The following is a 26,496-nucleotide window of genomic DNA, read 5'->3' on the forward strand; positions in this document are numbered from 1 at the left end:
TTTATTTCACAAAACGGTCGGTGACGAACTGGCTATAGTCGGTCCCTGCCGCAGGCACTTTGCCCTGCTCTTTGAGGAATTCCGCCGTATCGATAATCGCCTGATTCACCGGGCCGTTGAGCGCCTGCGCCTGCTGGGCGGCGGTCAGGTAGGTGTTGCCTTTCACCAGCAGCGGAACATCAGATTCCGGTACGCCACTTAGGCGCGACAGCTTGCTGAGGTTTTCCGGCTGTTTCAGCCACTCATCCGGATTGGCAATATACGGCTGCTGGGCGTCGATGGCGCTTTTAGCGAAGGCTTTCACGATCTCCGGATGTTGTTCAGCAAAATCCTTTCTCACCACCCAGACATCCAGCGTCGGGGCCCCCCACTCGCCCACCTGAGAAGAATCAGTCAGCACTTTGCCCTCTTTTTCCAGCTCGTTAACCGCAGGCGCCCAAACGTAAGCGCCGTCGATATCCCCGCGCTGCCAGGCAGCGATAATCGCTGGTGGCTGCAGGTTAATAATCTGCACCTGACCCGGCTTAATGCCCCAGTGTTTTAAGGCTGAAAGCAAGCTGTAGTGGGTGGTGGAGATAAACGGTACGGCGATGCGTTTGCCAATCAGGTCTTCCGGTTTCGTGATGTTTTTCTTCACCACCAGCGCTTCGGAATTACCGAGCTTTGACGCCAGCAGGAACACTTCAATCGGCACCTGCTGGGTGGCGGCGACCGCCAGCGGGCTAGAGCCGAGATTACCGATTTGCACATCACCGGAGGCCAGCGCGCGCACGATGCTGGAACCGCTGTCAAATTTTCGCCAGTCGACGGTGGCGCCGCTGGCTTTGGCGAAGGTGTTATCCGCCTGTGCGACTTTCGCCGGTTCAGCCGACGTTTGATACGCGACGGTGACGTTTACCGCCTGCGCCTGGAATGCGGCCAATGCCAGCGCCGCCAAAAGAGTGATTCGCGATGTGAGTGCCATAATGTCTGCTTCCCTTGAATTGTTATAGGCGCAGTATTTCCGGCATCAGGATTGAGATGAAGTAATTAAAAATTCTGCCTAATAGCGAATCGTTTTTAGAAGAAAAGCGGGATTAGATAGTTAAAAACAGGGATTAAAGAAACGGGTTCCCCCGGCTTGCGCTACTGGTAGCCCGGATCAGGCGCGGAGCGCTGCCATCCGGGAAATAACCCGGCTCGCGCTGCGCTTAGCCGGGCTACCGCAAGTTGCGGATGTTGTCGTTGTCGCCCGGTTCAGGCGCGGAGCGCCGTCATCCGGGAAATAACCCGGCTCGCGCTGCGCTTAGCCGGGCTACCAAAAGCGGCGGATGTTGTCGTTGTAGCCCGGATCAGAAGCGGAGCGCCGCCATCCGGGAAATAACCCGGCTCGCGCTGCGCTTAGCCGGGCTACCAAAAGCGGCGGATGTTGTCGTTGTCGCCCGGATCAGGCGCGAAGCGCCGCCATCCGGGGAATAACCCGGCTCGCGCTGCGCTTAGCCGGGCTACCAAAAGCAGCGGATGTTGTCGTTGTCGCCCGGATCAGGCGCGGAGCACCGCCATCAGGGAAATAACCCGGCTCGCGCTGCGCTTAGCCGGGCTACCAAAAGCGGCGGATGTTGTCGTTGTAACCCGGATCAGGCGCGGAGCGCCGTCATCCGGGAAATAACCCGGCTTGCGCTGCGCTTAGCCGGGCTACCAAAAGCTGCGAATGTTGTCGTTGTCGCCCGGATCAGGCGCGGAGCGCCGCCATCCGGGAAATAACCCGGCTTGCGCTGCGCTTAGCCGGGCTACCAAAAGCTGCTGATGTTGTCGTTGTCGCCCGGATCAGGCGCGGAGCGCCGTCAGCCGGGAAATAACCCGGCTCGCGCTGCGCTTAGCCGGGCTACCGCAAGTTGCGGATGTTGTCGTTGTCGCCCGGATCAGGCGCGGAGCGCCGCCATCCGGGAAATAACCCGGCTCGCGCTGCGCTTAGCCGGGCTATCAAAAGCGGCGGATGTTGTTGTAGCCCGGATCAGGCGCGGAGCGCCGCCATCCGGGAAATAACCCGGCTCGCACTGCGCTTAGCCGGGCTACCAAAAGCCGCGGATGTTGTCGTTGTTGCCCGGATCAGGCGCGGAGCGCCGTCATCCGGGAAATAATCCGGCTCGCGCTGCGCTTAGCCGGGCTACCAAAAGCAGCGGATGTTGTCGTTGTCGCCCGGATCAGGCGCGGAGCGCCGCCATCCGGGAAATAACCCGACCCGCGCTGCACTTAGCCGGGGAAAAAGAAAAACAAGAATTAGCGGTCTGCCGCCAGCGCAGCGATATCCTGCGGCGTGGTGCGGCAACAGCCGCCAATCAGCTTCGCGCCTGCCGCCAACCACTGCGGCAGATAGCCCGCTAATGTTTCACAAGACTCGCCATGATGGTGCCAGGTTTTGCTCACCGCGTCGTAGTGCTCGCCGGAGTTGGGATAAACAACCAGCGGCAGCGACGTCAGGCGCTGCAAGTGCTGCAACGCGGCAGTGGTGTTCTCAAGAGCGATGCAGTTTATTCCCAGCGCCAGCACCTGTGGGTTATCGGCAATCGCCGCGACCACATCGCGCAGCGGCGTGCCGTCGCTAAGGTGTTCGGCATCGCGCAAGGTCAACGAGAACCAGGCGCGGGCGCGTGGATAGTCGCGCAACAGCGCCGCCAGCGCCTTAATTTCGGCGAACGATGGCAGAGTTTCGCAGGCCAGCAGATCCGCGCCGGCATCCAGTAGCGCCTCGACGCGCGGGCGATGGAAAGCCTGAAACGCCTCAGCGCTGCGCTGATAATCACCGCGATATTCAGAACCGTCCGCGAGGAACGCGCCGTACGGCCCGACCGAACCGGCCACCAGCAGCGTTCCCGCCCCGACGTTTTCCGCGAGATACGCCTCGCGGGCTTTACGCGCCAGTTCGACACTTTTGCTAATCAGCGCTTTCGACTGCGCTTCATCCAGCCCGCGGGCGGCAAAGCCCGCCGGGGTCGCCTGATAACTGGCGGTGATCGCCACCTGCGCGCCGGCGCGAAAATAGTCGAGATGCACGTCGCGGATCAGTTGCGGGTTCTCCAGCAAGACCTTCGCCGACCACAGGCTATCGGCCAGATTGCAGCCGCGCGCTTCCAGTTCCGTCGCCATCGCACCGTCCAACAGAATGAAAGGTTGCGTCTCAAGGAGAGAAGTTAGCGGGTTATTCTGCGGCATGTTGCGGCTCCTGGGTTAATTTCCGTGTATGAGTCAGATAGTAAGCACCATAACACAGCGCAACGAATGGGATCCCGCACCACAGCGCAATGCGCTGACTTGGGTCAAAGGCCAGGCCGATGCAGGCCACCAGGCACAGTACAAAGCCCAGCACCGGCACCAGCGGATACCACGGCGCGCGATAGTGCAGTTCGCTTAGGGCTTTACCCTGCTGAAGATGGCGGCGACGGAAGACAAAGTGCGACGCGCAGATGCTCAGCCACACCGCCACCACCGCAAAACCGGATATTGCCGACAGCGCAACAAACACCGTATCCGGCGCAATGACGCTGGAAAACAGCGCCAGCACGCCGCCCAGCATGCTCACCGACAACGCGGTCAGCGGTACGCCGCGTTGGTTGACTTTGGCAAAGCAGGCCGGCAGCGTCTTCTCGTTCGATAGCGACCACAGCATCCGCCCGGAAGCATACAGGCCGGAGTTCGCCGCCGATAGAATCGCCGTCAGGATCACGAAGTTAAACATATCCGCCGCATAGGGAATGCCAACCTTTTCAAAGACCAGCACAAAGGGGCTCTTTTCTACCCCCGCCTGCTGCATGGGGATCAGCGCGGCGAGCACGAAAACGGTACCAATAAAGAAAATAATCAGCCGGGCAATCGTCGTGCGGATCGCCACCGGAATGACTTTATGCGGGTTTTGCGTTTCCCCGGCGGCGATGCCGATAAGTTCCGTTCCCGAAAAAGCGAAATTGACCGCCACCATGGTCATCAGGATCGGCAACCCGCCGTGCGGGAACCAACCTTCGGCGGTGAGGTTATGCAATCCCGGAGCCGGCGCGCCGTCAGTCAGCGGAATAAAGCCGAAAATAGCCGCCCCGCCGAGAACGATAAACGCGATAATAGTGATGACTTTGACCAACGAGAACCAGAATTCGCCTTCGGCGAAAAAACGGGTAGAGATAACGTTGAGGGCGAAGATCGCCGCGCAGAACAGCACACACCAGATCCAAACCGGCACTTGCGGGAACCAGTACTGCATACAGAATCCGGCGGCGGTAAAGCTGGAGCCGAGCGCAACGGTCCAGGTCAGCCAGTACAACCACGCCACCGTATAGCCGGTCGCCGGGCCGAGATAACGCGCGGCATAGACGTGGAAAGCGCCGGTTTCCGGCATCGCCACCGACAGCTCGCCGAGGCACTGCATCACCAGCCAGACCACCAACGCGCCAATCAGATACGCCAGCAACGTACCCGCCGCGCCAGTAGTCGAAATAATATATCCGGTATTGAAGAATAACCCTGTGCCGATCACGCCGCCCAATGAGAGCATAATCAGATGGCGCGTTTTCATGGTGCGCTTGAGTTGCCCACCTTGTTGTTGTGATGTTGTTTGCATATTGCCTTCTTTATGTATGGACGTCTAAACATCCAAATGAAGGTCTTTTATACCGTGAGCGCGGGGAAATTGCAAAACGGGGGAGTAAAAACATATCGATCGCGTAGCGGTAACCGCGGTTTAAAACGACCGGGGCTGCGGCGACTCTCCTTGTGCCGCAACCGCAGGCCGTCTTCGGCTACACAGAGCACACCTCGTTCCAGTAGGCTTCGCGCGTCCAGCGCCGCTCAGTATGTTTTGTCATGGCGAAACCACCGGGTTTCCACGTTGCCGAGATCCACGCCATACAGGCTGGCGACCGGCAAGATCGCCTCCATCATCCGTTGACCATCTTGCTGCCCGGCTTCTCCGTTAGATAAAAAGCCAGCCAGCCGGTAATCCGTTGCCACAGCGCTACTTTCATTTTTCCTCCCTCGGTCGGGTTTGCGTTGTGGTTATTTCAACCACAGTTGCCGGGCGGCAGGAAATATCAATTCCGAATTTGCAATCCTGAAAGAAGCATATTCACCACGGCGCTTGAGTTGCTAAGCCCTTCCTGAAGAAGCGATTTGCTCATCAACAATATCCACATTGTTATTAAGCATTTTTGGTTATAGATAAGAATTTTTTCTTCTTTGCCGGGCGAGGCGCTTTTATGGGAGCGTGATAAACACAAAACAAAACAGGGATTCAGGGGAATGATGGTGCATAAAACCTATACTAAAATCGCTTTCACGCTGGGCGCGCTGCTGCTGGCCGCCCAGGCACAGGCCGATCAATTGGCCGATATCAAAGCCGCCGGGGTGGTCAAGGTCGCCACCTTCGATGCCAACCCGCCCTTCGGCTCGGTGGATGCCAAAACCCACCAGCTGGTAGGCTATGACGTTGATTTCGCCCAGGCGTTGGCAAAGTCACTCGGCGTAAAGCTTGAACTGGTCGCCACTAACCCGGCAAACCGTATTCCGCTGCTGCAGTCCGGCAAAGCCGACCTGATCGTCGCCGACATCACCATTACCCCGGAACGCGCGCAGGTTATTGATTTCTCAACGCCGTATTTTGTGACCGGCCAGCAGTTCCTGGTCCCGGCCAAATCGCCGGACAAGCTGGATGACTACAGCAAGGCACGAATCGGCGCGGTGAAAGGCACGACCGGTGAGCAAGCTCTGCATCAGCGTTTCCCGCAGTCACGCGTGCTCTCCTATGACGATATTCCGCTGGCGCTAACCGCCCTGCGTAACGGCAACGTGCAGGCCATTACCCAGGACAGCACCATTCTCTTCGGGCTGCTGGCTGGCGCACCGGATAAAGCCAACTTTAAAATTCTGCCGGACCTGCTGAGTAAAGAAGAGATCGGCGTCGGCGTGAAAAAAGGCGAACCGGCGCTGCTGAAAGCGGTGAACGACGAGCTGATTAAGCTAGAGAAATCAGGCCAGGCGGCGAAAATTTACAACACCTGGTTTGGCCCTGGCACCTCCTCTCCGCAGCCGCGCGCCTTCACCATAGAAGCGAAATAATCCTCATGTTTTCCGCCCTATTTTCACGTTCCGCGGCTTCGGCCGCGGATTTCTCACATCTGCAGCAGGCCAGTATTACCTTTCGCGACGTGGTCAAACGCTACGGCGAGCATCGGGTACTCAACGGGATTAATTTAACGGTCAATCCCGGCGAAGTAGTGGCGATCCTCGGGCCTTCAGGATCGGGGAAATCAACGCTGATCCGCCTGATCAACCAACTGGAATCGCTAAGCGACGGTGAGATCCTGATCGATGGCAAAGCGACTCGCCGTTTGACCGGCAGCGCACTACGCCAGTTGCGCAGCCGGGTTGGTTTTGTCTTCCAGCAATTCAATCTCTATGCCCACCTGACGGCGCAGGAGAATATCACCCTGGCGCTGGAGCGCGTGCACGGCTGGCAACGACCCGCGGCCCAGCAGCGAGCGTTGGAATTACTCACTCAGGTTGGTCTCACCGATAAAGCCCGGCAGATGCCCGCTCAGCTTTCCGGTGGTCAACAGCAGCGGGTGGCTATCGCCCGCGCCCTTGCCTCTTCGCCACAAATCATCCTCTTTGACGAACCCACCTCGGCGCTGGATCCGGAAATGATCGGCGAGGTATTACAGGTAATGAAAGCGCTGGCCCACAGCGGTATCACGATGGTGGTCGTCACGCACGAAATGCAGTTTGCCCGTGAAATTGCCGATCGGGTGGTGTTTATTGACGGTGGCGAAATCCTCGAAACCGCGCCGCCGGCGGAATTTTTCGCCCGCCCGCAGCATGCGCGCACCCGTCGTTTTCTGCAGAAGGTCCTCGACCCGTTGCATCAGGAGAATCTTGAGTGATGGCGATTCTCGACTGGCATGGCGTACTCAGCGGGCAGCCGCTGCAGTGGATTATCTCCGGCTTTCTTACCACCATCTGGGTCAGCATCGCGGGGATCCTGCTCGCCACCGCGTTAGCGGTTCTGCTACTGGCCTTGCGACTCGGCGGCGGGCGCCCAGGCCGCTGGCTGGTGACGGCATGGGTATCATTGTTTCGCAATACGCCGTTGCTGGTCCAGCTGCTGTTCTGGTACTTCGCCGCGTGGAACCTACTGCCGCTGGCGGCGCGCGATTTTATCAACGACTCCCACAGCTGGTCGATTTTGCCCGGCAACGTCTGGTGGTTGACGCCGGAGTTTCTCTGTTCAATGTGGGGGCTCGGCGTGTTCACTTCGGCATTTCTGGTGGAAGAAATTGCCTCCGGGTTGCGGGCAGTAAGCCGCGGCCAGCGCGAAGCGGCGCTGTCGCAAGGATTTAGCTCATGGGGCCAGCTGCGTTTTATCCTGCTGCCGCAGGGGCTGGCGAACGCCTGGCAGCCGATCGTCGGTCAGTATCTGAACCTGATGAAACTCTCGTCGCTGGCGAGCGGTATCGGCTTTGCCGAGCTGACCTACCAGGTGCGGCAAATCGAAAGCTATAACGCCCATGCGCTGGAGGCCTTTGCTATCGGCACCGCGCTGTATCTGGCGCTGGGTATCGTTATGGGACTGGCGCTGACGCGCTTCGGCCCGGGACATCGTCAGCCACGGAGCGCACAACATGAACGCTAACCTCGCGGTGATCGCCGACAATCTGGATTACCTGCTGTGGGGACGGTTGGCGGAAGGCCAGCCCGGCGGCGTAGCGCTGACCTTGCTGATGGCTATCGGCGCGACCGCGCTGGCGTTGCCTGGTGGGATCCTGCTGGCCTGCGCCGCCTGGCGCTACGGCGGCGTCATTCGTCGCCTGCTGTTCCTGTGGGCGGAAATTATTCGCGGTATTCCATTAATCTTCGTTATTTTCTGGCTCTGGTATCTGCTGCCGATGCTCACCGGCGGCGACCTGCCGGGCGCGGTAACGGTGGCGTTAGCGCTAGCGTGGTTTACCGCCGCTTCGGTGATGCACTCAGTGCTGGCAGGGCTGCACGCCCTGCCGCGCGGACAGTATGAGGCCGCGCTGACCCAGGGATTCGCCCCCGGGCAGACGCTGTGTTTAATCTTGCTGCCGCAGGCGCTACGCAACGTACAGCCATCGCTGATCGGTATCTTTATCGGCCTGCTAAAAGACACCTCGCTGGCGTTTATCGTCAACGTGCCTGAGCTCACTACCGTCGCCGGGCAGGTCAATAATCGGGTACAAATCTACCCGCTGGCGATATTCGTCTTTACCGGCGCGGTTTACTATCTGCTGTGCTGCTCCCTGAGCCTACTGGCGAGCCGCCGCTTTACCAGGCGTAGCGCTGACAGGCGCTTCGCAGCCGATTGAGAAACAATCTGGCATTGGCGGTCAGCGCCGATTTCTGCGACCACACCGCGCAATACTGCGCCGCCGGTAGCGTGGACACCGGTAGCGTAACCAGTTTCTCGCCCAGCAGCAGCGGCTGGTTCATGGCGCGCGCGACAATGGTCAGATAATCGGATTCCAGTACCATCTGTAGACCGACTATCACCGAGTCGGTGCGTAGCGGAGTAATCGATACCTGGCGATAAAAGTGGATCAGCTCGTTTTGCAGTTGCTGGTAGTAACCCATCGGCGATTCCGGCAGCAGCCAGCGGGCTTTACGCAGCGCCAGTAGATCGCTTTCCTGCGCCAACGGGTGATCCTTGCGCGCCACCACGCAAAACGGCGCGGTAAATAGCGGTTCCAGTATTACGCCTTCCGGTGGATGCATTGGATCGACCGAACCGATCGCCAGATCGATCTCTCCGCTGCGAACGCCCGGCAGCAGCGACGAAAGCTGCCCCTCTTTCACCGTCATCTGCACCTGCGGCAGCGCCTGCTTAAATCCTTTGGCAACCTGCGGGAAAACCGTCAGCGCAATGAGCGAAGAAAAACCGATCGTCAGTCGCCCGTGGGTGATGTGGTTAATCTGCTCGACCTCATCCGCCGCGCGCCGCAGTTCCTCCAGCACCCACTCCGCGCGCTGTAAAAAGGCAATACCCGCTTCGGTCAGGGCAATCCCCTCTTTGCTACGCAATAAAAGTTGTGTCCCCAGGGTTTGCTCCAGCTCACGCAATGTTCGACTCAGCGCCGGCTGAGATTGCCCCAGCTCACGCGCCGCCGAGCGGATGCTGCCACTACGCGCCACCTGCCTTAGCGCCTGCAGCTGGCTCAATTTGGGAAGATATTTCACCGTTTACCCCTATCAGAAAAAAGCATCACCTATAGAAAAATTATATCTTCCCGCCGCGTTGGTAAAGCCTGAGGATGCAGTTGGGGACTCCCCACGACAACACACGCAACCATGAGACACCAGGCGGAAAAAAATGAAAAGTCAGTCTCAGATGATCTTCTTACTGTTTATCGGCTACGTGGTCGTTTATATCGACAAAACCGTGACCGGCTTCGCGCTGCTGCCTATCGAAAAGGAGTTCGGGCTCAATGCCGAACAGCTGGGCTATATCACCGGCATCTTTTTTCTTGCCTATTCGCTGTTTCAGGTGCCGGCAGGCTGGCTTAACGATCGCATCGGCTACAAAACCATGCTGGTGCTGTCGCTGGCGGCGCTAGGCGTATTCGCGCTGTGCTTCGGCTTGCTGGGATTGAGTTTTGGCCTGCTGCTGCTGTTCCGTTTTCTATCGGGCGTGGGCCACTCCGGCTACCCCTGTTCCTGCGCCAAGGCGGTGGTGAGCAATTTCAGCCTTGAGCAGCGCACCTTCGCTCAATCGATTTTACTGTCGTCAGCGGGGCTGGCGATGACCATCGGGCCAATTATCGCCGTCAACGCCCTGGCGCTGCTCGGTTGGCATCTGTCGTTCACCGTACTGGGGATCATGGCCTGCGCCATCGCATTATTGATCGCCCTGCGCGTGCCGCGTCAGCAGCCGACGGCCATCACGGCGAAGAAGCGCGCCGCTGGTACCGGGCTGTGGCGTAACCCCACGGTGATCCTGTTATTTCTGGCTATCTTCTGCGTCAATATTCCCAGCTACGGCCTGATGGCCTGGCTACCGAAGTTCTTCGTTCAGAGTATGGGCATGTCGCTGGCCTCTTCCGGCTATGTGGTAGCCGCAGGTGGTTTGGGGATCTGGATATCTTCGCTCGGCACTGGTTGGCTGGTCGGTAAATATTTTCTCAACCGCGAGCCGCTGGTGATTGCTATTAGCGCGCTGATCAGCGCCGCGGCGATCTTCGCCATTTCCCGTGCACAGACGCCGCTGAGCGCTAGCCTGCTGCTGTTTATCGGCGAAATTTTCCTGATGTCGACCTTTGTCACCGCCTTCACCCTGCCGATGAAGCGCCTGCCGGAAAATATGATGGGGTCGGCCATCGGTCTAATTAATACCGGCGGCACCCTCGGCGGTTTTGTATCGCCGATCGTCATTGGCTATCTGGTGGAGAAAACCCATGGATACGCCAGCGCCTTCCTGTTTCTTTCACTGGCGATGGTCTGCTCCGCGCTGGCGGTACTGCCGCTAATGAAGCGTAAAACCATCGTCAGCCAGCCCGTTATTGATTGAAGGAGTCTCTGATGCATCACGCTACTGAACAGTTAATTTCCGTCGCGGCCGAGGAAGCGCTGCGCTGGCGTCGCCACATCCACGCCCACCCGGATTTGTCGTTTAACGAAAAGCCGACCGCCGATTATATCGCCCGCGAGCTGGCGCCGTTTACCGGCCTGGAGATAAGCCGACCGCTGGAAAATAGCGTTATCGCCGTGCTGCACGGCGCGCATCCGGGGCCGATGTGGGCGCTGCGCGCTGATATCGACGCGCTGCCACTACAGGAAGAGAGCGGAGAAACGTTTTGCTCGACAAAGCCCGGCGTGATGCACGCCTGCGGCCACGACGCGCATACCGCGATGCTGATGGGGGCCGCGAAAGTGCTGTGCCAGCTGCGCGAAAAGCTACACGGCAGTATCAAATTCATTTTCCAGCCCGCAGAAGAGGTACCGCCGGGCGGTGCGCGTGAACTCGTTGAGCTGGGTGTGGTTGACGACGTCGAACATATTTTCGGACTGCATGTTTTCCCCACCAGCCCGGTCGGCGTCATTACGCTGAAAGAAGGGGTATATGTCGCCTCCAGCGATAACTTTGATATTACCATCCGCGGTAAAGGCGGCCATGGCTCAATGCCGCAGCACTGTATCGATCCGGTCACTATCGGCGCGGAAGCCGTCGGCGCGCTGCAGCAGATCGTCGCGCGCAATATCGATCCGGCGAACGCGCCGGTACTGACTATCGCCACCTTCCAGGCCGGCGACAGCTATAACGTTATCCCCGATAGCGCGCGTCTGGCCGGCACGCTGCGCACGCATAGCCAGCAGGTACGCGAGGCGGTGCCGCCGCTGATGGCGCGGATCCTCGACGGCATCACCGCCGCCCACGGCGCCAGCTACGAAATCAAATGGCAGCAGGGTTATGCGGTGGGCAACAATCACGACGCGACGAACCATATCGCCCGCGAAGCCATTGCCCGCCACTTCCCGGCGGGTACGCTACAGTTGCAGGATAAAGCGCTGTTTGGCAGCGAGGATTTCTCCTCCTATCAGGAGAAAATCCCCGGTACCTTCCTGTTTATCGGCTGCGGCAATCCGCAAAAAGGCGCGACGTGGAACGTGCACAATCCACATTTTCGCATCGATGAAGATGCGCTGGCGGTCGGCATTAAGACCCACATCGCGCTGGTAAGCCCGTTACTCAACGATGAATAGATAAGGCGATTGCCCGGCTATTTCACCGGGCAATCGTGGCTGATTTTAATAAATTTATCGTTATAGATGAGGTAGTGGTTCCCTGGTTGGCGCAGCGACGCCTGGCGAACCACGTCGCCAGGACGCAAATACCAGGCGTCGCCCTCTTCTTCTGTGGTATCGCACCCCGGTTTGATCAGCAGCTTAAACCAGGTATTGCCGGTATTGCTGACGGTCCCTGCCGCCTTGTCGAAAGCCCATTTAAACTGTACCTGTCGCGGGCGAACCACCAGAATCGTATCCATTACCACCACCGGCTCCATGCTGACCTGGCCGCCCGCCGGGGCGCGCATCACCAGATTGCGAGTCGGAATTTCGCGAAACGAGACCCGGTAGTAGCGCTCGCGGTTATCCTTCGGCCCGTGGTAATAGAACTTAAAGAACTCGCTTTCGCCCGCCTGCAGCGTCAGCTGGCGCGGGGCGAACAGCAGCTCGCCGTCCGCCGGACGCGACCGAACCTCCCGGCCGCCGGGCCGGTCGATGGCGATCAGCGACACCCGATACAAGCGCGCGCTTTTATTGTTATTCAGCACCCGTTTGGCGGCGAACTCATCGTCGGAGGCCAGCGAAAAGGTCAGATTGCCGACGGAAATCGCCTGCGCCAGCGGTGCGGCCAGCAGCCACAGGCTAACCAGCGCCAGCTTAATTAATATTACGCCACGTCGCCTGAACATGAATCTCTCCTGAAGCGCTGACTTCGCCAAACCAGCCGTTATCCGTGATGGTGCGCAGCGAAATAGGATCGTCCATCGCAATTGAGAAGCGTACCGTCGTTTTATCCATTTGCCCAACGTCGCCGGAGATATCGGTCCATGGCGTGGTGAGCCACAGCGCGTCGGTCATATCACGCCAGCTATCATCACAGCCGGCGTCATAGGTTTTCGTCGACCCATTACTGGTGATGAAGGAGAGCGACGCCGGAAACGGCACCTGCGCGGTACCATCCGCCGAGCTGAACAGGCAGTACGAGCGCCCGCCAATCGCCTGCGACGGCCCGCTGACCTTCACCAATACCTCATCGGCGGCGGTTTTACCGCTGGTGGTGACGATATAGCCGAAGTCCAGCGCCGGTTCGCCGCTGCCGACGTAACCCTCACGCGACGGCGCCGACGTGTACTCATCGGAAATGATACTGATGCTGAAATCGCGCGGCTTGATCACTAACGTATTGGAGGTGGAAAACTCGTACCAGCCCGACTCCGGCGAGGTGGTGTTCTGAAAGCGGAAGTTAAACAGATCTTTGGTGTTGATATCGCTGATCCCCAACGCCACCATCTGTTTAAAGAAGTTGCTCGAGAAGAAGACATAGATCGAATCCGAACTCTTCATTTCGTTGAAGTTGTAGTAATAGGCGGTATTGCTCACCGGCTTCCACGAGCTACCGTTGAGGCTGAACTGCATATCATAGGCCCCTACCGCCGACGCCAGCGACGAGTTCGCGATCGCCGGGAAGATGTGAATCGAGGTATTACTTAAGCCGTTGGTCTGCAGACTGTAGTTCACCATCTTGCAGCTTAAACCCGCACGAGAGCCGATAGTTTGCGTCTGGCAGTCGGCGTTGCCTTCGCCCAGCGTCGGTACGCCGTCGCTGTTAATAAACACTTCGGCCAGCGAGTGGGTGTTGATAAGTTTCAGGTTCGCCGCTTTGGTGTGGGTGACGTTACGGACGTACCAGTTTCCCGAGGCCTGATCCTTGCAGCGTTCACCGTTACTCGCGTCGTAGGCCGCCGAAGTCTGGCAGGCGTTGATGGTCATCGTAAAACTGCCGCCGACCGGCATCTGCTGTAAGTACTGATAGAAGGCATCGGACATCATGCCGTGCATCCACTTCGCGCCGCCGCTGGTTACCGTCGCGCCATAAAACCCACTGGCGTCGGTGGTCTGCGGCTGGATCAGGCTGGTCGCCATATCGCAACCGGCATACCAGTTGATGCAGCGCAGCCCCAGTAGCGGATGAGAAACCGGCGAGTTTTCCAGCCACATATCAAACTTCCAGTTAGCGTTAAGCCCGGTGTTATAGCCATTGTCGATATAACCCAGGCTCTGCTGGTAGATAGTCCCCGAACCGTTATATTTTAAACCGGTCCAGCGGTTGGCGCCGGTCATGCGCGGATCCAACACGCCGCCAGGGGTAACGAAAAAGTTATCATCGGAGTTGTTTTCGACGAACACGAATTCGCGCGCTGGCGCATCGCTCCAGGTGGTTTTCGATATCGCAGCGTAGGCGCGCGTCATTGACAGCGCGGCAATAACCGTCACCAATGCAGTCAGCCACTTAGCTTTCATTTCCTTCTCCTGTCTGCTGTACGGCCGCCCATGACGAAAGGCCGCTGCATACCACATCCCCTACCCAGACCGCACCGCGCGCCTGGCTGAGTTCCAGCGCCACTTCACAGGTCTTATTCACGCCGTAGTTAAAATCGATGGTGGGATATTTTTTATCGACGTCCATGACAAACTCGCCCTTCTCATCGGTGCGGGTACGCCCGATATGGTTATTAATGCGCGCGTTGGCCAGCAGCGTGCCATCCTCGGCGCGGATGCGCCCGGATACGGTCACCATCTGCTTCACTTCCGGCTCAATCACCGCGACGTTGCCGGGATAGAGCGTCAGGTGGCTCTTACGTCCGCTAACAATGTCGTAGCTGTCGAGCGAGTTTTTGCTGTTCTGCAGTTCCACTTCATAGCGGCTGTACGGCGACAGCGGCAGGTAGTTGCGTTTGCCGCTCAACTGTACGATACGCCCGTTGACCTTGGCGCTGATCTTGCCGTCATCTTCCAGCCCGGTATTGAAAATCACCCCGGCGTTGCCGTCGGTTCGTCCGCTGGCGGCGATATTTTTCCCCTGCCAACCGACGCTGCCGCTGGCGGTCAGGTTGGTGTTCACATAGCCGTCAGCGCCGCTGTTTACGTTCAGCGTGCCGTTGGTGTAGCGCGTTTCAAACTGCGTATAAGCACCGCCGCTTAACGTTTTGTCATCGCCGGTATCGCCCGAAATCGCTCGTGAAATATTGGCGCCGATAGTGCGGATCGCCCCTTCATCAAATTGCTTACGCGCTGAAATGTTGGCCATGGTGTAACCGTTCTGATGGGTCATTCCGGCACTGAACCAGTTACCCAGCGGCAGCGATAAATCGAGGGCAATATATTTCCCGGTGTTGGCGTTGCTGTCGCCGTTGTTATAACGCTGTAAGCCCGCGCGCAGTCCTAGCGAGCCAAATGCGCCGCTATAAACCGTCTGGTAGTAATCCGCCGTGTAGTAATGGCTGTTGTAGCGGCGGTCATCGTTGTAGCTGATGCTGAAGGTGCCCAGTTGCGACCACAGCGCGTTGAGGTTCAGCGTGCCGCCGATCGCCCGGTTGTCGGCATCACTGCGCCGCAATCTGTCGCCGATACGGGTCTTCTCCTGGTTGACCCACAGCGAACTAAAACCGCCAGGCAACGTGGCGCTGATACTGCTGATGCTGCTCCATGAACTGTCGCTGGCCAGCATGTTTTGCAGGTTAATATTCACCGCCTCGGTCAGCGGCAGCGTGATGCGGGTTTCACCAACGGCGTTATTATCGTAGCCGTAACCGGTCGCCGCCCAACTGAGCGTGCTCAGGGATCCGGAAGCGGACGCCCCCGCCAGCCAGCTCTCTTTCGCCGGTAGCGTTTTTTTGCCGCTTTCCGACCAACGGTCCATATGGAAGCTGCCGCCCCATACCTGCCAGGCCAGCGGCGCACCGGCGCCGCGCCCGCGGCTAAACAGTTTGTTGACTCGCTGGGTGCGTTTGCTAACAACGCGTCCGTTGACGATCGCTTCCACATCAATGTCGTAGATACCGTAGGGCAGCCCGCGAGTATCAACCTCATGGTTACCCATGGCGAAGTTTTGCACGCTCAGTAGGCGTCCATCGCGCGTCAGGTGGACTTCGCCTGCCGCCGGTAGAAACGCCACCACCGGCGTCGCCGACTGGCTGTTGTCAAATACCGTTGAGCTGGCCTGATTGCCCCACGACGCGCCGTAGATCTTACCCGCCGAAATGGCGGTCATCGGCCCTAACGATTGTAAGTTCCAGGTGTCCAGCATCCCGCCAGCAAAGCGGTGCCCGGCGAAGTCGCGCTCATACATTGCTTTATACAGCTCGTTATCCTGATGGCTGGTCCCCATTCCGTACAGTGAACCATCGAGCACCACGTGATGCTCGCGCAGCGCGCTAACGCTGTTTAATGACAAATAGCTGGAGGTGTTACTGCCGCCATTGCGCATCTGGTTGTTGTAAACCCCGAGGTTGTAGCTGAGGTTATTACTGAAAGCGTTAACGCTCGACTGGCCAATATCTTCGCTGCGCGCGCGCAAAACGGTACCCAGCGCCTCGCGCTTCACCACCAGCTGCAGCAGGAGCTGGCGTAAGCTGAGCTGCAGCTGCGCAGCATCCGTTAAGGGGATCTTCAGCGTCTCGTTGAAAGCGTCGTTTGATAGCCTGGTCAACTGCTGGCGGGTCGCGTCACTGACGCGAGCGTTATCATCGCTCTCTTCAAGGGTGATCTGTCGCACCCGCAGCACACTGCCGTCGAGCCAGATATAAGCCGCGCCAATACGCTGATCGCTCTGATTATCACGGCTGCCTTCGAGATGAATAAAAAGCGGAATGCTCATGCCGTCCTGCAACGCCTGACTGAAGGCCTGCGGGATAATAACGCCGCCGATCTGCTGCACGCGCTCGGCGGCAACACTATCGCTATACGGCGCCAGCAAGATAACCATGCCGGAGGCAAGCAGCGCGTTCAGTCCAGAGGTGATCCGTCGTAGAGGCATAGTCTTCGTCCATCAGCACACATGTCTATTTCACGGGAACAAACTGCTCGCCCTGCCAAAGCGCGACCCGCCCTTTTTTGTCGGCAATATTGACGCGCGTGAAACGGCGCGATTTCCCCGGCATCAGGTAGTAGTTTTCTTTGCACTCTTTGCCGTCGGCGGCCTTCAGGCACGGGCCGTAGGCGATAATGCGCAGGGTGGCGTTGCCGGTGTTGGTCAGCGCGTCGCCGGCGAACTGATAGCGGAAATTCGCCTGCCGCGGCGCCACCACCAGAATGGTGCCGATACGGGCTGAAGCCGTAGCCACGGCGCTACGTTCGGCGCCATTGCGCTGAGCATCGCTTAACGCCTGATCGAACCAGACGATGCGGTAGTAGCGTTCTTTGTCATCGGCCGGGCCCTTATAGAAAAAGCGAACCACTTCGCTGGCCTTCGCGGGCAATAGCAGACTGGCCGGGGTCAGCAGGATTTCATCCTGTTTATCCATCGGGATCGCTTTTCCACCTTCCAGCGGCGAAGAGAGTCGTTCCAGATGAATGTTGATTAAGCGGCCGCTGTCGGTGGTGTTTTTAATCTCTTTGCTCAGCACGCTGCTGCCGCTGTTCATAAATGAAGAAATATCGCCGACATCCAGCGCCAGAGCAGGGTTAGCCAACCCCAGCATCAGGCCAAGGGACAAAAGGTGTTTTTTCATATGCGTTCAGTCCATGAAGAAAGCAGGGGGTATCCCCCCTGCCCGGTACAACCAGGGAATTAGCTGGTCCAGGTCGCGTCGAACTGTACGCTGACGTCGCCGCTCCAGATCCCTTCCGGCAATGTGCTGTAATCAGTCACCGCCGTGGTACCGTCGGTGGTGCCGCCGATGATGGAGAAGTTAAAGCCGTCCTGAGCCGTGGTGCGGCCTGCAACGTTGTAGCCGGTAGACAATGCGCTGAGGTTGCCGCCCAGTATGCCGTTAGCGGTGTCGATCATGATGGTGTCAGCGCTTTTCTCAACCGCGACGCCGTTGTAATCCACACCCACGTTCAGCGTGGAACCCGAGGTATCCAACTGGGTCAGGGTATTGGTGATAAGACGAGAAGTCAGCTTGAACGCCGTTGCGGTGTCATCGCCTTCAACCGCAACATCAAACAGACCTTTTTGTGAGTTAAAACCTTTGATCCCTTCAGCATACTGGAACGCCAGGCTGCCGAGCGGGGTGACAACCAGTTTGCTGGTGGTGTCTTTTTTCGCGGTCGCAGACCAGGTCGCCACAGCCTGAGCCGTAACATCAGCCGCCTGAGCAACACCCATTCCGGCAAACGCCGTTACCAGAGCAATAGCAAGAACCTTTTTTTTCATCGCTTTTTCATCCTGAGTTTAATTAAGGACAAGTCGTCCCGGTGTACCACTAAATAAATGTCAGATAACTAACTTATAAATTTTCGAATACAGCTTGGCCTCGGCATTTCGCCGATGGGTATAAATGGTTTTGACACTACAATTTTCAACTCTGGCTATTGATTTCGGCTGCATGCCTTGCGCGGTCATGCGAATTACCGTCATTTCCCGATCCGTAATTTTATCTTTCTTTATATCTTTACGCAGGAAACGGCCGTTAATGACATAAGCCAGTTCTTTTCTAATATCACGCGTAAGATCAACATAAACCACACCGCGAATATCACCGTTGTAATACCAATAATTCGCTAACGCTTCTGATCTTCTCGCGGCAATCAGGATGATTTGCTTTCCTTTAGCCTTCGCTAACCATTCGTTGTCGTATCTAATAAAATAATTTAATGCATTAGTGCTCAGATTGATAAACAAAAAATCCTTGCACACTTTATCAAGCGACAGATAAATCAGCTCATCGATATCTAAGATAAGTTCTGATAAACCTTTTAAAAAATAAGCATCATGCGCAGGCCAAATGCACTTGTCTAAGGAGCATTGATAATCCATATACTGTTTATCCTCTTCATCCCGGAAATACTACCTTTATCACCACACTGCCGATAGCCAAGGCTGCAAAATATAAACCTGCAATTGTCCTCTGTTTAAACCACCAGTAATAAAATACCGCTGACGCGCTCAATTTAAATAGCGTCTAAAGTTAATTAGAAATTAATTTTCTTGTTGGATTTAAATTTAAGTTTTTTCTCATTGAGTGTCAATAAGAGGGAGAGCGATGCTATTTATCATCCAGGTCAATTTTTTCAAATTTTCCACAACTTCATTTTTTATTCGAAAACAAAAAACATTTAATTTCATGTGGTTATTGGACGTAAATAGATGAATTCTTAGCCAGTTATTATATCGTCCAGGATCATACCCCTGGTCTATTAGGAATATTCTTAATACCAGTTAATGATTTGTTAGCGAAAAGTCTTAATAAGCATCAATTAATAGAGCATTAAACCAACAAAACCTTCATATGAAGGTTTTAACCCCACAAATAAGCCTCATGAATAGTTTTAAGCGCCGCACAAAAAGCCTAACCTATAAAAAAATTTCCAGCCCCTAAGCATTATCAATACGATGAAATGGCGGTCACTACGAGAATGATATTAGCTCTCAGAACCATTCATTATTGTGTCTCATTTCCATTAGTGTAGACCACGAATGAATTAAATAAATGAATAAAGCATGCCTTTGTTATCTGCTAAACACCCCAGTCAATATCTTTTCAGCGCTGCGCGACGCATTACACGGCACTTTCATTATTTGTTCGCCTTACTGTCATCGAAGGTTCACACAAAACGCCATTAATAGTGGCCAGTTTATGACGAACCAGGACACTCTTATGAACAGCTCTCTTGCCGCGGTGGCGGAAACTGAATTTTCGCCGTTTACGCACACCGCCACGGCCCGGCAGCGGAAAGTCTTAAGCGTGCGCAACCTGAGTAAATCCTACAGCGCGCAACAAACCGTCCTCGATAACATCAGCTTTGACCTGCACGCAGGCGAACTGGTCGGGGTCATTGGCCGCTCCGGCGCCGGGAAATCCACGCTGCTCCATGTACTGAACGGCACCCACAGCGCGACCGGTGGGGAAATCCTGAGTTTCCCGGAAGTGGGTATGCCGCATGATGTTTCGCGCCTGAAAGGACGAGCACTCAATACCTGGCGCAGCGAATGCGGCATGATCTTCCAGGATTTCTGCCTGGTGCCACGTCTTGATGTACTGACCAACGTTCTACTCGGCCGCCTGAGCCAAACCTCAACGCTGAAATCACTGTTTAAAGTTTTCCCCGATGCCGACCGGGCGCGCGCCATCGCTCTGTTGGAGTGGATGAATATGCTGCCGCACGCGCTACAGCGAGCGGAGAATCTCTCCGGTGGCCAGATGCAACGCGTGGCGATTTGCCGCGCGCTGATGCAGAACCCGGGTATCCTGCTGGCCGATGAGCCGGTTGCCTCACTCGATCCGAAAAATACCCAGCGAATCATGAATGTACTGCGGGAGATCAGCGGCCAGGGGATCAGCGTGATGGTCAACCTGCATTCGGTTGAACTGGTGAAAGAGTACTGCACCCGGGTCATCGGCGTAGCCAAAGGCAATATTATTTTTGACGACCATCCCTCGCAGCTGGATCAGGATGTCCTGCATCGGTTGTATGGCGATGAAATTAGCCAATTGCATTAATTTCCTTTAGTTAAAAATACACGGGCAAAATAATGAACAAACATATAAATGGTGCAGTTCGTTTATCCGCAGCAATCGCAGGTCTTCTTCTGACATGGCAGGCAAGCGCTGCTGAGCAGCCGAAGGAATTAAATTTGGGGATCCTCGGCGGTCAAAACGCAACGCAGCAAATTGGTGACAACCAGTGCGTTAAACAGTTTCTTGATAAGGAGCTGAAGGTCGATACGAAATTACGCAACTCATCCGATTATTCCGGCGTTATTCAAGGGTTGCTGGGTGGTAAAGTTGACGTCGTATTAAGTATGTCGCCTTCATCTTATGCTTCGGTATATCTCAATAACCCGAAAGCCGTCGATATTGTCGGGATCGCCGTTGACGATAAAGATCAATCCCGCGGCTATCACTCGGTGGTCGTGGTGAAAGCTGACAGCCCGTATAAAACGCTGGACGATCTGAAAGGAAAACCTTTTGGCTTCGCCGACCCGGATTCCACTTCCGGTTATTTGATCCCGAACCACGCCTTTAAACAGAAGTTCGGCGGCGACGCGGATAACAAATACAATAACTTCTTCTCCAGCGTTACCTTCTCCGGCGGCCACGAGCAGGACATTCTTGGCGTACTGAACGGCCAGTTTGCCGGCGCGGTCACCTGGACATCAATGGTCGGCGACTACAACAGCGGCTACAGCGCTGGCGCATTTAACCGACTGATTCGTATGGATCATCCGGATCTAATGAAGCAGATCCGCATCATCTGGCAATCACCGCTGATCCCGAATGGCCCGATCCTCGTCAGCAACGCATTACCAGCAGATTTCAAAGCTAAAGTCGTTACGGCGATCAAAAAGCTGGATACCGACGATCACGCCTGCTTCGTGAAAGCAATGGGCGGCACCCAGCATATCGGCCCAAGCAGCGTGGCCGATTTCCAACAGATTATTGATATGAAACGCGAGTTGGTTAGCGCGCGTTAATCCCGCCCTGACGCCGCCGCTCGCCATTGACCGCAAGCGGCGGCGCTACGTTGAAGACCCTTCGCCGCATGAATAATACTCATACCGAATTCGAACGTTACTATCAGCAGATCAGAACGCGGCAAAAGCGCGATACCTTCAGCTGGTCCGTACTGCTGTTGGTACTCTATTTCGCCGCCGGGCACGCGGCCGAGTTTAATCTGTTCACCATCTGGCATTCTCTGCCGAATTTCCTCGACTATATGTTCGAGACGCTGCCGACACTGCACCCGGCCGATCTGCTTGCCGACTCACATACCAAGGGTTCGCTGGCGTACTGGGGCTACCGCCTGCCGATTCAGTTGCCGCTGATTTGGGAGACGCTTCAACTGGCGCTGGCCTCCACGCTGGTGGCGGTGGCGATCGCGACGATGCTAGCTTTCCTTGCCGCCAATAATGCCTGGTCACCCGCGCCGCTGCGCTTTGCCGTCCGCGTACTGGTAGCCTTTTTGCGCACCATGCCGGAACTGGCCTGGGCGGTGATTTTCGTTATGGCCTTCGGAATCGGCTCGATTCCCGGTTTTCTGGCGCTGATGCTGCATACCATCGGCAGCCTGACCAAACTGTTCTACGAAGCGGTGGAAAGTGCCCAGGATAAACCGGTACGCGGGCTGGCGGCCTGTGGGGCATCGTCGCTGCAGAAGGTGCGCTTCGCGCTGTGGCCGCAGGTGAAACCGATTTTTCTTTCCTACGGTTTTATGCGTCTGGAGATTAACTTCCGTTCATCAACCATTCTTGGCCTGGTGGGCGCGGGGGGAATTGGTCAGGAGCTGATGACTAACATCAAGCTGGATCGTTACGATCAGGTCAGCATGACGCTGCTGCTGATCATTATTGTGGTATCGCTGCTGGATATGCTTTCCGGCCGGCTACGCCAGTGGGTTCTGGAGGGGAAAAAATGAGTCAGTGGCAACATCAACCGGATATCGCCGCCAGTCGCCGCCAGCACCGGGCGCTGTATCAGACACAAGGACGCTATTTGCGCTATGTCGGCCTGCTGGCGCTGGCAAGTGTGCTCTATTACGTCTGGTTCTTTATGCAGTTTGGCATCAGCAGCGAACAGCTGACCACCGGCATACAGCAGATTGGTCGCTATCTGCTGCGCATGTTCGTCTGGCATGATTTCTGGAACTGGCCGTTTGCCTATTACTTTACGCAAATCGCGATTACGCTGGCGATCGTCTTTGCCGGGACCATTACCGCCACAGTCATCGCGCTGCTGCTGTCGTTCCTCGCGGCGCGCAATATTATGCGCGGTGTAATACCCGGTATTATCGCCATGCTGATGCGCCGTTTGTTCGACGTGCTGCGCGGTATCGATATGGCTATCTGGGGTCTGATATTTGTGCGCGCCGTCGGGCTTGGACCGCTGGCCGGGGTATTGGCGATTATTATGCAGGATACCGGTCTGCTGGGACGTCTGTATGCCGAAGGTCACGAGGCCGTAGACCGCTCACCGGGGCGCGGTTTAACCGCCGTGGGCGCCAATGGCCTGCAGAAGCACCGCTTCGGTATTTTCACCCAGTCATTCCCGACTTTTCTGGCTCTCAGTTTGTATCAGATTGAATCCAACACCCGTTCGGCGGCGGTACTGGGCTTTGTCGGCGCTGGCGGGATTGGCCTGATTTACGCGGAAAACATGCGCTTGTGGAACTGGGACGTGGTGATGTTTATCACCCTGCTGCTGGTTGTGGTGGTGATGATGATGGACGCCCTCTCCGCCTGGCTGCGCCGCCGCTACATCGGCGGTAACGTCGTGCCGCTGTACCAAAGCGGACAATAAAAGACGGGCTACAGTCCGGGAACATCCCCCCGGTGGCGCTGCGCTTACCGGGGCTACAGGTCGCGCCGCTGTTCGGGAACATCCCCCGGTGGCACTGCGCTTACCGGGGCTACAGGCCACGCCGCTGTTCGGGAACATCCCCCGGTGGCGCTGCGCTTACCGGGGCTACAGGCCACGCCGCTGTTCGGGAACATCCCCCGGTGGCGCTGCGCTTACCGGGGCTACAGGCCACTCCGCTGTTCGGGAACATCCCCCGGTGGCGCTGGGCTACAGGTCGCGCCACTGTTCGGGAACATCCCCCGGTGGCGCTGCATTTACCGGGGCTACAGGCCACGCCGCTGTTCGGGAACATCCCCCGGTGGCGCTGCGCTTACCGGGGCTACAGGCCACGCCGCTGTTCGGGAACATCTCCGGTGGCGCTGCGCTTACCGGGGCTACAGGCCACGCCACTGTTCGGGAACATCCCCCGGTGGCGCTACGCTTACCGGGGCTACAGGTCGCGCCGCTGTTCGGGAACATCCCCCGGTGGCGCTGCATTTACCGGGGCTACAGGCCACGCCGCTGTTCGGGAACATCCCCCGGTGGCGCTGCGCTTACCGGGGCTACAAACTACATATCGGTGCTGAAAGGTAGCCCGGATAAGGCGCATCGCGCCGCTATCCGGGGAAACGTTCCGTGGCAGCATCGTTTATCCCAGTCGCCACGCCAGTACCGGCCAGCCGTGTTGCGCGTTGGCCGCCGCCAGCTGCGGGCACGGGTTAACCAACCGCACGTGGTCTGCATGCAAGCACAACGGCAGATCGTTGATCGAATCGGTGTAGAAAGTCAGCGCGCCGTTATATTGCGGATGCGCCTCGCGCCACTGTGCCAGACGCGTCACTTTCCCCTGCTGATAGCTCGGCGTACCCGCAATCACGTCACTGTAGCCGCCATCCGCCATGACCACATCAATCCCCAGCGCCTGCTCAATACCCAACTCGGCCGCCACCGCTTGCACCAGCAGCGTCACCGAGGCGGAGATCACCAGCATCTTCTCCCCCTGCGCCTGCAGGGTACGAATCACTTCCCACGCCTGCGGGTACACGCGCGGTAACACCTTTTCACGCACGAACCGCGCCACCAGCGCATCCACCTGCGCTTGCGGGATGCCAATCAACGGAGCCTGAATCAGCGCCACGTAGTCGGCAATATTCATTTCGCCGCGGTCGTAATCCGCCATCAGCATCGCTTCGCGCGCCAGGTAATCCGGATCGCTGACCCAGCCTTCTCGCAGCATAAACTGGCTCCACAGCGTACTGCTGTCCCCTTTAATCAGGGTATTATCCAGATCGAAAATCGTCAGAGCATTAGACATCGGTAATTTTCCATAATCAGCAACATAAGCCCGCGAGAGCATGCGTAAGGAAGATGACAGGAGAATGACCCGGGAGCGGCTTTTTACCGCTCCCGGGTCACAGCTACGCGACGCTCGCTTTAGGCGCGCGGAAGACCAGCATAATGCCGCCCAGGATCGCCAGCATGCCGATCATCGCCGCCCACGGCAGGCGATTGCCAAGCAACAGATAATCAAGCAGCGCGGTGATCACCGGCACCAGGTAAAACAGGCTGGTAACGTTGACGATATTACCCGCGCTCAGCAGCCGGTACAGCAGCAGTTGCGCCACCACTGAGATGAGCAAACCGAGGAACAGTACCGGAATAATGAAACCGACGTTGAACTCAAGATGGAAGCCGCTCACCGGCGCCATCACCAGACACAGCAGCAGGCTGACAACATATTGCAGCGGCAGCACGTCCACCGGCGCCTGGCGGCTGCGTTTTTGCAGGATCGCGCCAAATGTCATCAGCAGCAGCGCCGCCAGCGCAAACAGCATACCGCTTATCGCCATCTGCGATGCCGCGAGGCTACGCCACACCAGCAGGATCAGCCCCGCCAGCGCGATCAGCAACCCCAGCAGCCGCCGCCCCTGCAGGCGCCGTTCCACCACGCAGAGCGTCAGGATCGGTTGAATTCCCATGATGGTGGCAATCAGCCCCGGCGTCACGCCATTGGCCATCGCTTCAAAGTAGCAGACGGAATAACCGCCGATCAGCATAAAGCCGGTCGCCGCCACCTGCCGCCGGGTGCCTGGCGCCGGTAGCCAGCGCTTACGCCACAGCATGAAAGGAAGCAGCGCGGCCAGCGCGACCAGAAAGCGGACGATTAATAACGCCATCGGCGAAGCGTGGTCTAATCCCCAGCGGGTAAAAATCGCCGCGCTGCCCCACAGCAGAACAAAAATAGCCGTTGCCGCCTGTGAGGCCAGCAATGCATAACGAGAGTGCATAAAGACTCCAGATTTCTGAATTTAAACAATGGAATAGCCGTTAGTTTGACGACTATCGACAATGGCGGAGCTTAAACTCCGGACACAACCACGTCAGAAATCGGAGGCGGAGGACAGGTACAGGAAAACAGACGACGACGCAGCGACGCCACTCGCCCTGCCAGAAGATCGGCACGGGAGAAATGTGGTCCTGAGAGTACATGGGTCATCATCGGTCGCCCTGTTGAAAGAAGTTTATGCACACTAGCATGCCCAACATTCTGTTTACAATACTCAATTTCAGGCTGTCCCGCCGACGCCCATCGCCAACAGAACCAGTAGCAATAAGAGTGGATAGATCCGCGCATGCCAGCGATCTGGCCATTTCGCCAGCCAGCGCGACGCCGCACGCAGCCCCAGCCAGCTCCCGGCCACCAGCAACCCGGCCGCCAGCCACCAAATATTGCCGATAAAGCCGGACGGCAGCGCCACGGGTGACGTCATCAGCAGCCACGTTAAAGAAGCGGTCGCCGCCAGCGGCAGCGTCAGCAAATTGGCCATTGCTGCGGCTTGCGCCATCGTCGCGCCGCGGCGGCGCATCAGCGGCACGGTCATCACGCTGCCGCCAACGCCGAGGAATGCCGCAATCAGGCCAATCCCCCCGCCGAGGGTAAACTCTTGCCCCACGTTCGCCTGCGCACGCCGTGATGGCGGCGCCATAAAACCGGGACGGAGATAGCAATCCGCAATGGTCGCTGCCAGATAGAAGATAAACAGCCAGCGGATCCACTCGCCGTTGACCCGCAGCGCCAGCGCCGCGCCAACGATGCCGCCAATGGCAATCCCGGCGAGTATCGGCAGCAGAGGACGCCAGTTGACCGTCCCGGCAAGCAGATGCCGCCCACTGGCCAGTAGCGAAGTACACAGCATCACCAGCGCTGAGGTCGCCACCGCGATTTGCATCGCCTGCCCGCCCACATCGCTCGCCGCCCACTGATGGCTCAGCAACAGGTAAAGCAACGGCACGGTGACAAAACCGCCGCCGAAACCGAACAGCCAGGTGGTCACCCCGGATAGCAACCCACACGCAAAAAGTCCGTAAATCATCTGCCATTCCTCCATTCAGAGAGGTAACGATATAGAATAGTGAAATGGCTGACTTACGATTAAAGGCCAATTTCTTACGATTT

Annotated in this window: 24 protein-coding genes; 10 read left to right on the forward strand and 14 right to left on the reverse strand. The window is 57.2% G+C overall.

The genetic code is table 11. The features are described from left to right. Window position 1 precedes the first annotated feature (1 nt). The 4 genes from tauA to PYR66_18280 form a co-directional block, all read right to left on the reverse strand. Complete coding sequence (gene tauA, locus PYR66_18265; GenBank protein WEF27222.1) at window positions 2-964, reverse strand: taurine ABC transporter substrate-binding protein; 963 nt, start codon at window positions 962-964, stop codon at window positions 2-4. 1,295 nt (window positions 965-2,259) lie between these two features. Continuing rightward, entirely contained in the window at window positions 2,260-3,192 is a 933-nt protein-coding gene (mmuM, locus tag PYR66_18270; protein WEF27223.1) for a homocysteine S-methyltransferase, read from the reverse strand. Continuing rightward, the gene (gene mmuP, locus PYR66_18275; GenBank protein WEF27224.1) at window positions 3,179-4,588 is read right to left on the reverse strand and encodes an S-methylmethionine permease; all 1,410 of its coding nucleotides are present in this window, start codon (window positions 4,586-4,588) and stop codon (window positions 3,179-3,181) included. Before mmuP ends, mmuM begins: the two co-directional genes overlap by 14 nt. Window positions 4,589-4,815: 227 nt before the next feature. After that, window positions 4,816-4,977, reverse strand: a complete 162-nt coding sequence (locus PYR66_18280) for a hypothetical protein (protein ID WEF30552.1) — start codon at window positions 4,975-4,977, stop codon at window positions 4,816-4,818. Between the two features lie 291 nt (window positions 4,978-5,268). Here PYR66_18280 and PYR66_18285 point away from each other — a divergent pair, with 291 nt between their 5' ends. The 4 genes from PYR66_18285 to PYR66_18300 are packed head-to-tail and all read left to right on the forward strand — an operon-like array spanning window position 5,269 to window position 8,348. Next, the gene (locus PYR66_18285) at window positions 5,269-6,081 is read left to right on the forward strand and encodes an ABC transporter substrate-binding protein (protein WEF30496.1); all 813 of its coding nucleotides are present in this window, start codon (window positions 5,269-5,271) and stop codon (window positions 6,079-6,081) included. 5 nt (window positions 6,082-6,086) lie between these two features. Then, window positions 6,087-6,905 (forward strand): amino acid ABC transporter ATP-binding protein, encoded by an 819-nt coding sequence (locus PYR66_18290; GenBank protein WEF27225.1) that lies wholly within the window; start codon window positions 6,087-6,089, stop codon window positions 6,903-6,905. Beyond that, window positions 6,902-7,654, forward strand: coding sequence for an amino acid ABC transporter permease (locus tag PYR66_18295; protein WEF27226.1), 753 nt, complete (start codon window positions 6,902-6,904; stop codon window positions 7,652-7,654). The genes PYR66_18290 and PYR66_18295 overlap by 4 nt, the downstream gene beginning before the upstream one ends. Next, on the forward strand, window positions 7,644-8,348 hold the full coding sequence (locus PYR66_18300; protein WEF27227.1) for an ABC transporter permease subunit: 705 nt from the start codon (window positions 7,644-7,646) through the stop codon (window positions 8,346-8,348). The genes PYR66_18295 and PYR66_18300 overlap by 11 nt, the downstream gene beginning before the upstream one ends. Here the strand turns inward: PYR66_18300 and PYR66_18305 are convergent. Further along, entirely contained in the window at window positions 8,308-9,216 is a 909-nt protein-coding gene (locus PYR66_18305) for a LysR substrate-binding domain-containing protein (protein ID WEF27228.1), read from the reverse strand. The genes PYR66_18300 and PYR66_18305 overlap by 41 nt on opposite strands. A gap of 133 nt (window positions 9,217-9,349) precedes the next feature. On the opposite strand from PYR66_18305, the gene PYR66_18310 reads away from it, so the two are divergent. Continuing rightward, window positions 9,350-10,543 carry an MFS transporter gene (locus tag PYR66_18310; protein WEF27229.1) on the forward strand — a complete coding sequence of 398 codons (1,194 nt, stop codon included), beginning with the start codon at window positions 9,350-9,352 and terminating at the stop codon, window positions 10,541-10,543. An 11-nt stretch (window positions 10,544-10,554) separates the two neighbouring features. Beyond that, on the forward strand, window positions 10,555-11,736 hold the full coding sequence (locus tag PYR66_18315) for an amidohydrolase (protein ID WEF27230.1): 1,182 nt from the start codon (window positions 10,555-10,557) through the stop codon (window positions 11,734-11,736). 17 nt (window positions 11,737-11,753) lie between these two features. On the opposite strand, the gene PYR66_18320 is transcribed toward PYR66_18315, so the two are convergent. The 6 genes from PYR66_18320 to PYR66_18345 are packed head-to-tail and all read right to left on the reverse strand — an operon-like array spanning window position 11,754 to window position 18,520. Next, window positions 11,754-12,449 carry a fimbria/pilus periplasmic chaperone gene (locus PYR66_18320; GenBank protein WEF27231.1) on the reverse strand — a complete coding sequence of 232 codons (696 nt, stop codon included), beginning with the start codon at window positions 12,447-12,449 and terminating at the stop codon, window positions 11,754-11,756. Then, window positions 12,418-14,010, reverse strand: a complete 1,593-nt coding sequence (locus tag PYR66_18325; protein ID WEF30497.1) for a hypothetical protein — start codon at window positions 14,008-14,010, stop codon at window positions 12,418-12,420. The genes PYR66_18320 and PYR66_18325 overlap by 32 nt, the downstream gene beginning before the upstream one ends. A gap of 40 nt (window positions 14,011-14,050) precedes the next feature. Next, complete coding sequence (locus PYR66_18330) at window positions 14,051-16,576, reverse strand: CS1-pili formation C-terminal domain-containing protein (GenBank protein WEF27232.1); 2,526 nt, start codon at window positions 16,574-16,576, stop codon at window positions 14,051-14,053. Window positions 16,577-16,601: 25 nt separating this feature from the next. Continuing rightward, entirely contained in the window at window positions 16,602-17,270 is a 669-nt protein-coding gene (locus tag PYR66_18335; GenBank protein WEF27233.1) for a hypothetical protein, read from the reverse strand. A 59-nt stretch (window positions 17,271-17,329) separates the two neighbouring features. Continuing rightward, entirely contained in the window at window positions 17,330-17,917 is a 588-nt protein-coding gene (locus tag PYR66_18340) for a common pilus major fimbrillin subunit EcpA (protein ID WEF27234.1), read from the reverse strand. A gap of 60 nt (window positions 17,918-17,977) precedes the next feature. Next, window positions 17,978-18,520: a LuxR C-terminal-related transcriptional regulator gene (locus tag PYR66_18345; GenBank protein ID WEF27235.1), complete on the reverse strand. Its 543-nt coding sequence runs from the start codon at window positions 18,518-18,520 to the stop codon at window positions 17,978-17,980. An 841-nt stretch (window positions 18,521-19,361) separates the two neighbouring features. Between PYR66_18345 and phnC the strand changes: the two genes are divergently transcribed. From phnC to phnE (PYR66_18365), 4 genes are all read left to right on the forward strand, one after another. Continuing rightward, on the forward strand, window positions 19,362-20,204 hold the full coding sequence (gene phnC, locus PYR66_18350) for a phosphonate ABC transporter ATP-binding protein (GenBank protein ID WEF27236.1): 843 nt from the start codon (window positions 19,362-19,364) through the stop codon (window positions 20,202-20,204). A 32-nt stretch (window positions 20,205-20,236) separates the two neighbouring features. Beyond that, window positions 20,237-21,178, forward strand: a complete 942-nt coding sequence (gene phnD, locus PYR66_18355) for a phosphonate ABC transporter substrate-binding protein (GenBank protein WEF27237.1) — start codon at window positions 20,237-20,239, stop codon at window positions 21,176-21,178. Between the two features lie 68 nt (window positions 21,179-21,246). Continuing rightward, window positions 21,247-22,119 (forward strand): phosphonate ABC transporter, permease protein PhnE, encoded by an 873-nt coding sequence (phnE, locus tag PYR66_18360; protein WEF27238.1) that lies wholly within the window; start codon window positions 21,247-21,249, stop codon window positions 22,117-22,119. Then, window positions 22,116-23,000, forward strand: a complete 885-nt coding sequence (gene phnE / locus PYR66_18365) for a phosphonate ABC transporter, permease protein PhnE (GenBank protein ID WEF27239.1) — start codon at window positions 22,116-22,118, stop codon at window positions 22,998-23,000. Before phnE (PYR66_18360) ends, phnE (PYR66_18365) begins: the two co-directional genes overlap by 4 nt. Window positions 23,001-23,688: 688 nt before the next feature. On the opposite strand, the gene PYR66_18370 is transcribed toward phnE (PYR66_18365), so the two are convergent. The 3 genes from PYR66_18370 to PYR66_18380 form a co-directional block, all read right to left on the reverse strand. Continuing rightward, window positions 23,689-24,354, reverse strand: a complete 666-nt coding sequence (locus PYR66_18370; protein WEF27240.1) for an HAD-IB family hydrolase — start codon at window positions 24,352-24,354, stop codon at window positions 23,689-23,691. Between the two features lie 103 nt (window positions 24,355-24,457). Beyond that, window positions 24,458-25,327, reverse strand: coding sequence for a DMT family transporter (locus tag PYR66_18375; GenBank protein WEF27241.1), 870 nt, complete (start codon window positions 25,325-25,327; stop codon window positions 24,458-24,460). A gap of 279 nt (window positions 25,328-25,606) precedes the next feature. Continuing rightward, window positions 25,607-26,413, reverse strand: coding sequence for a sulfite exporter TauE/SafE family protein (locus PYR66_18380; GenBank protein WEF27242.1), 807 nt, complete (start codon window positions 26,411-26,413; stop codon window positions 25,607-25,609). Window positions 26,414-26,496: the final 83 nt, after the last annotated feature.

Origin of the sequence: Klebsiella aerogenes, from assembly GCA_029027985.1 — a bacterium.
GTDB classification, from domain to species: Bacteria; Pseudomonadota; Gammaproteobacteria; order Enterobacterales; family Enterobacteriaceae; genus Klebsiella; species Klebsiella aerogenes_A.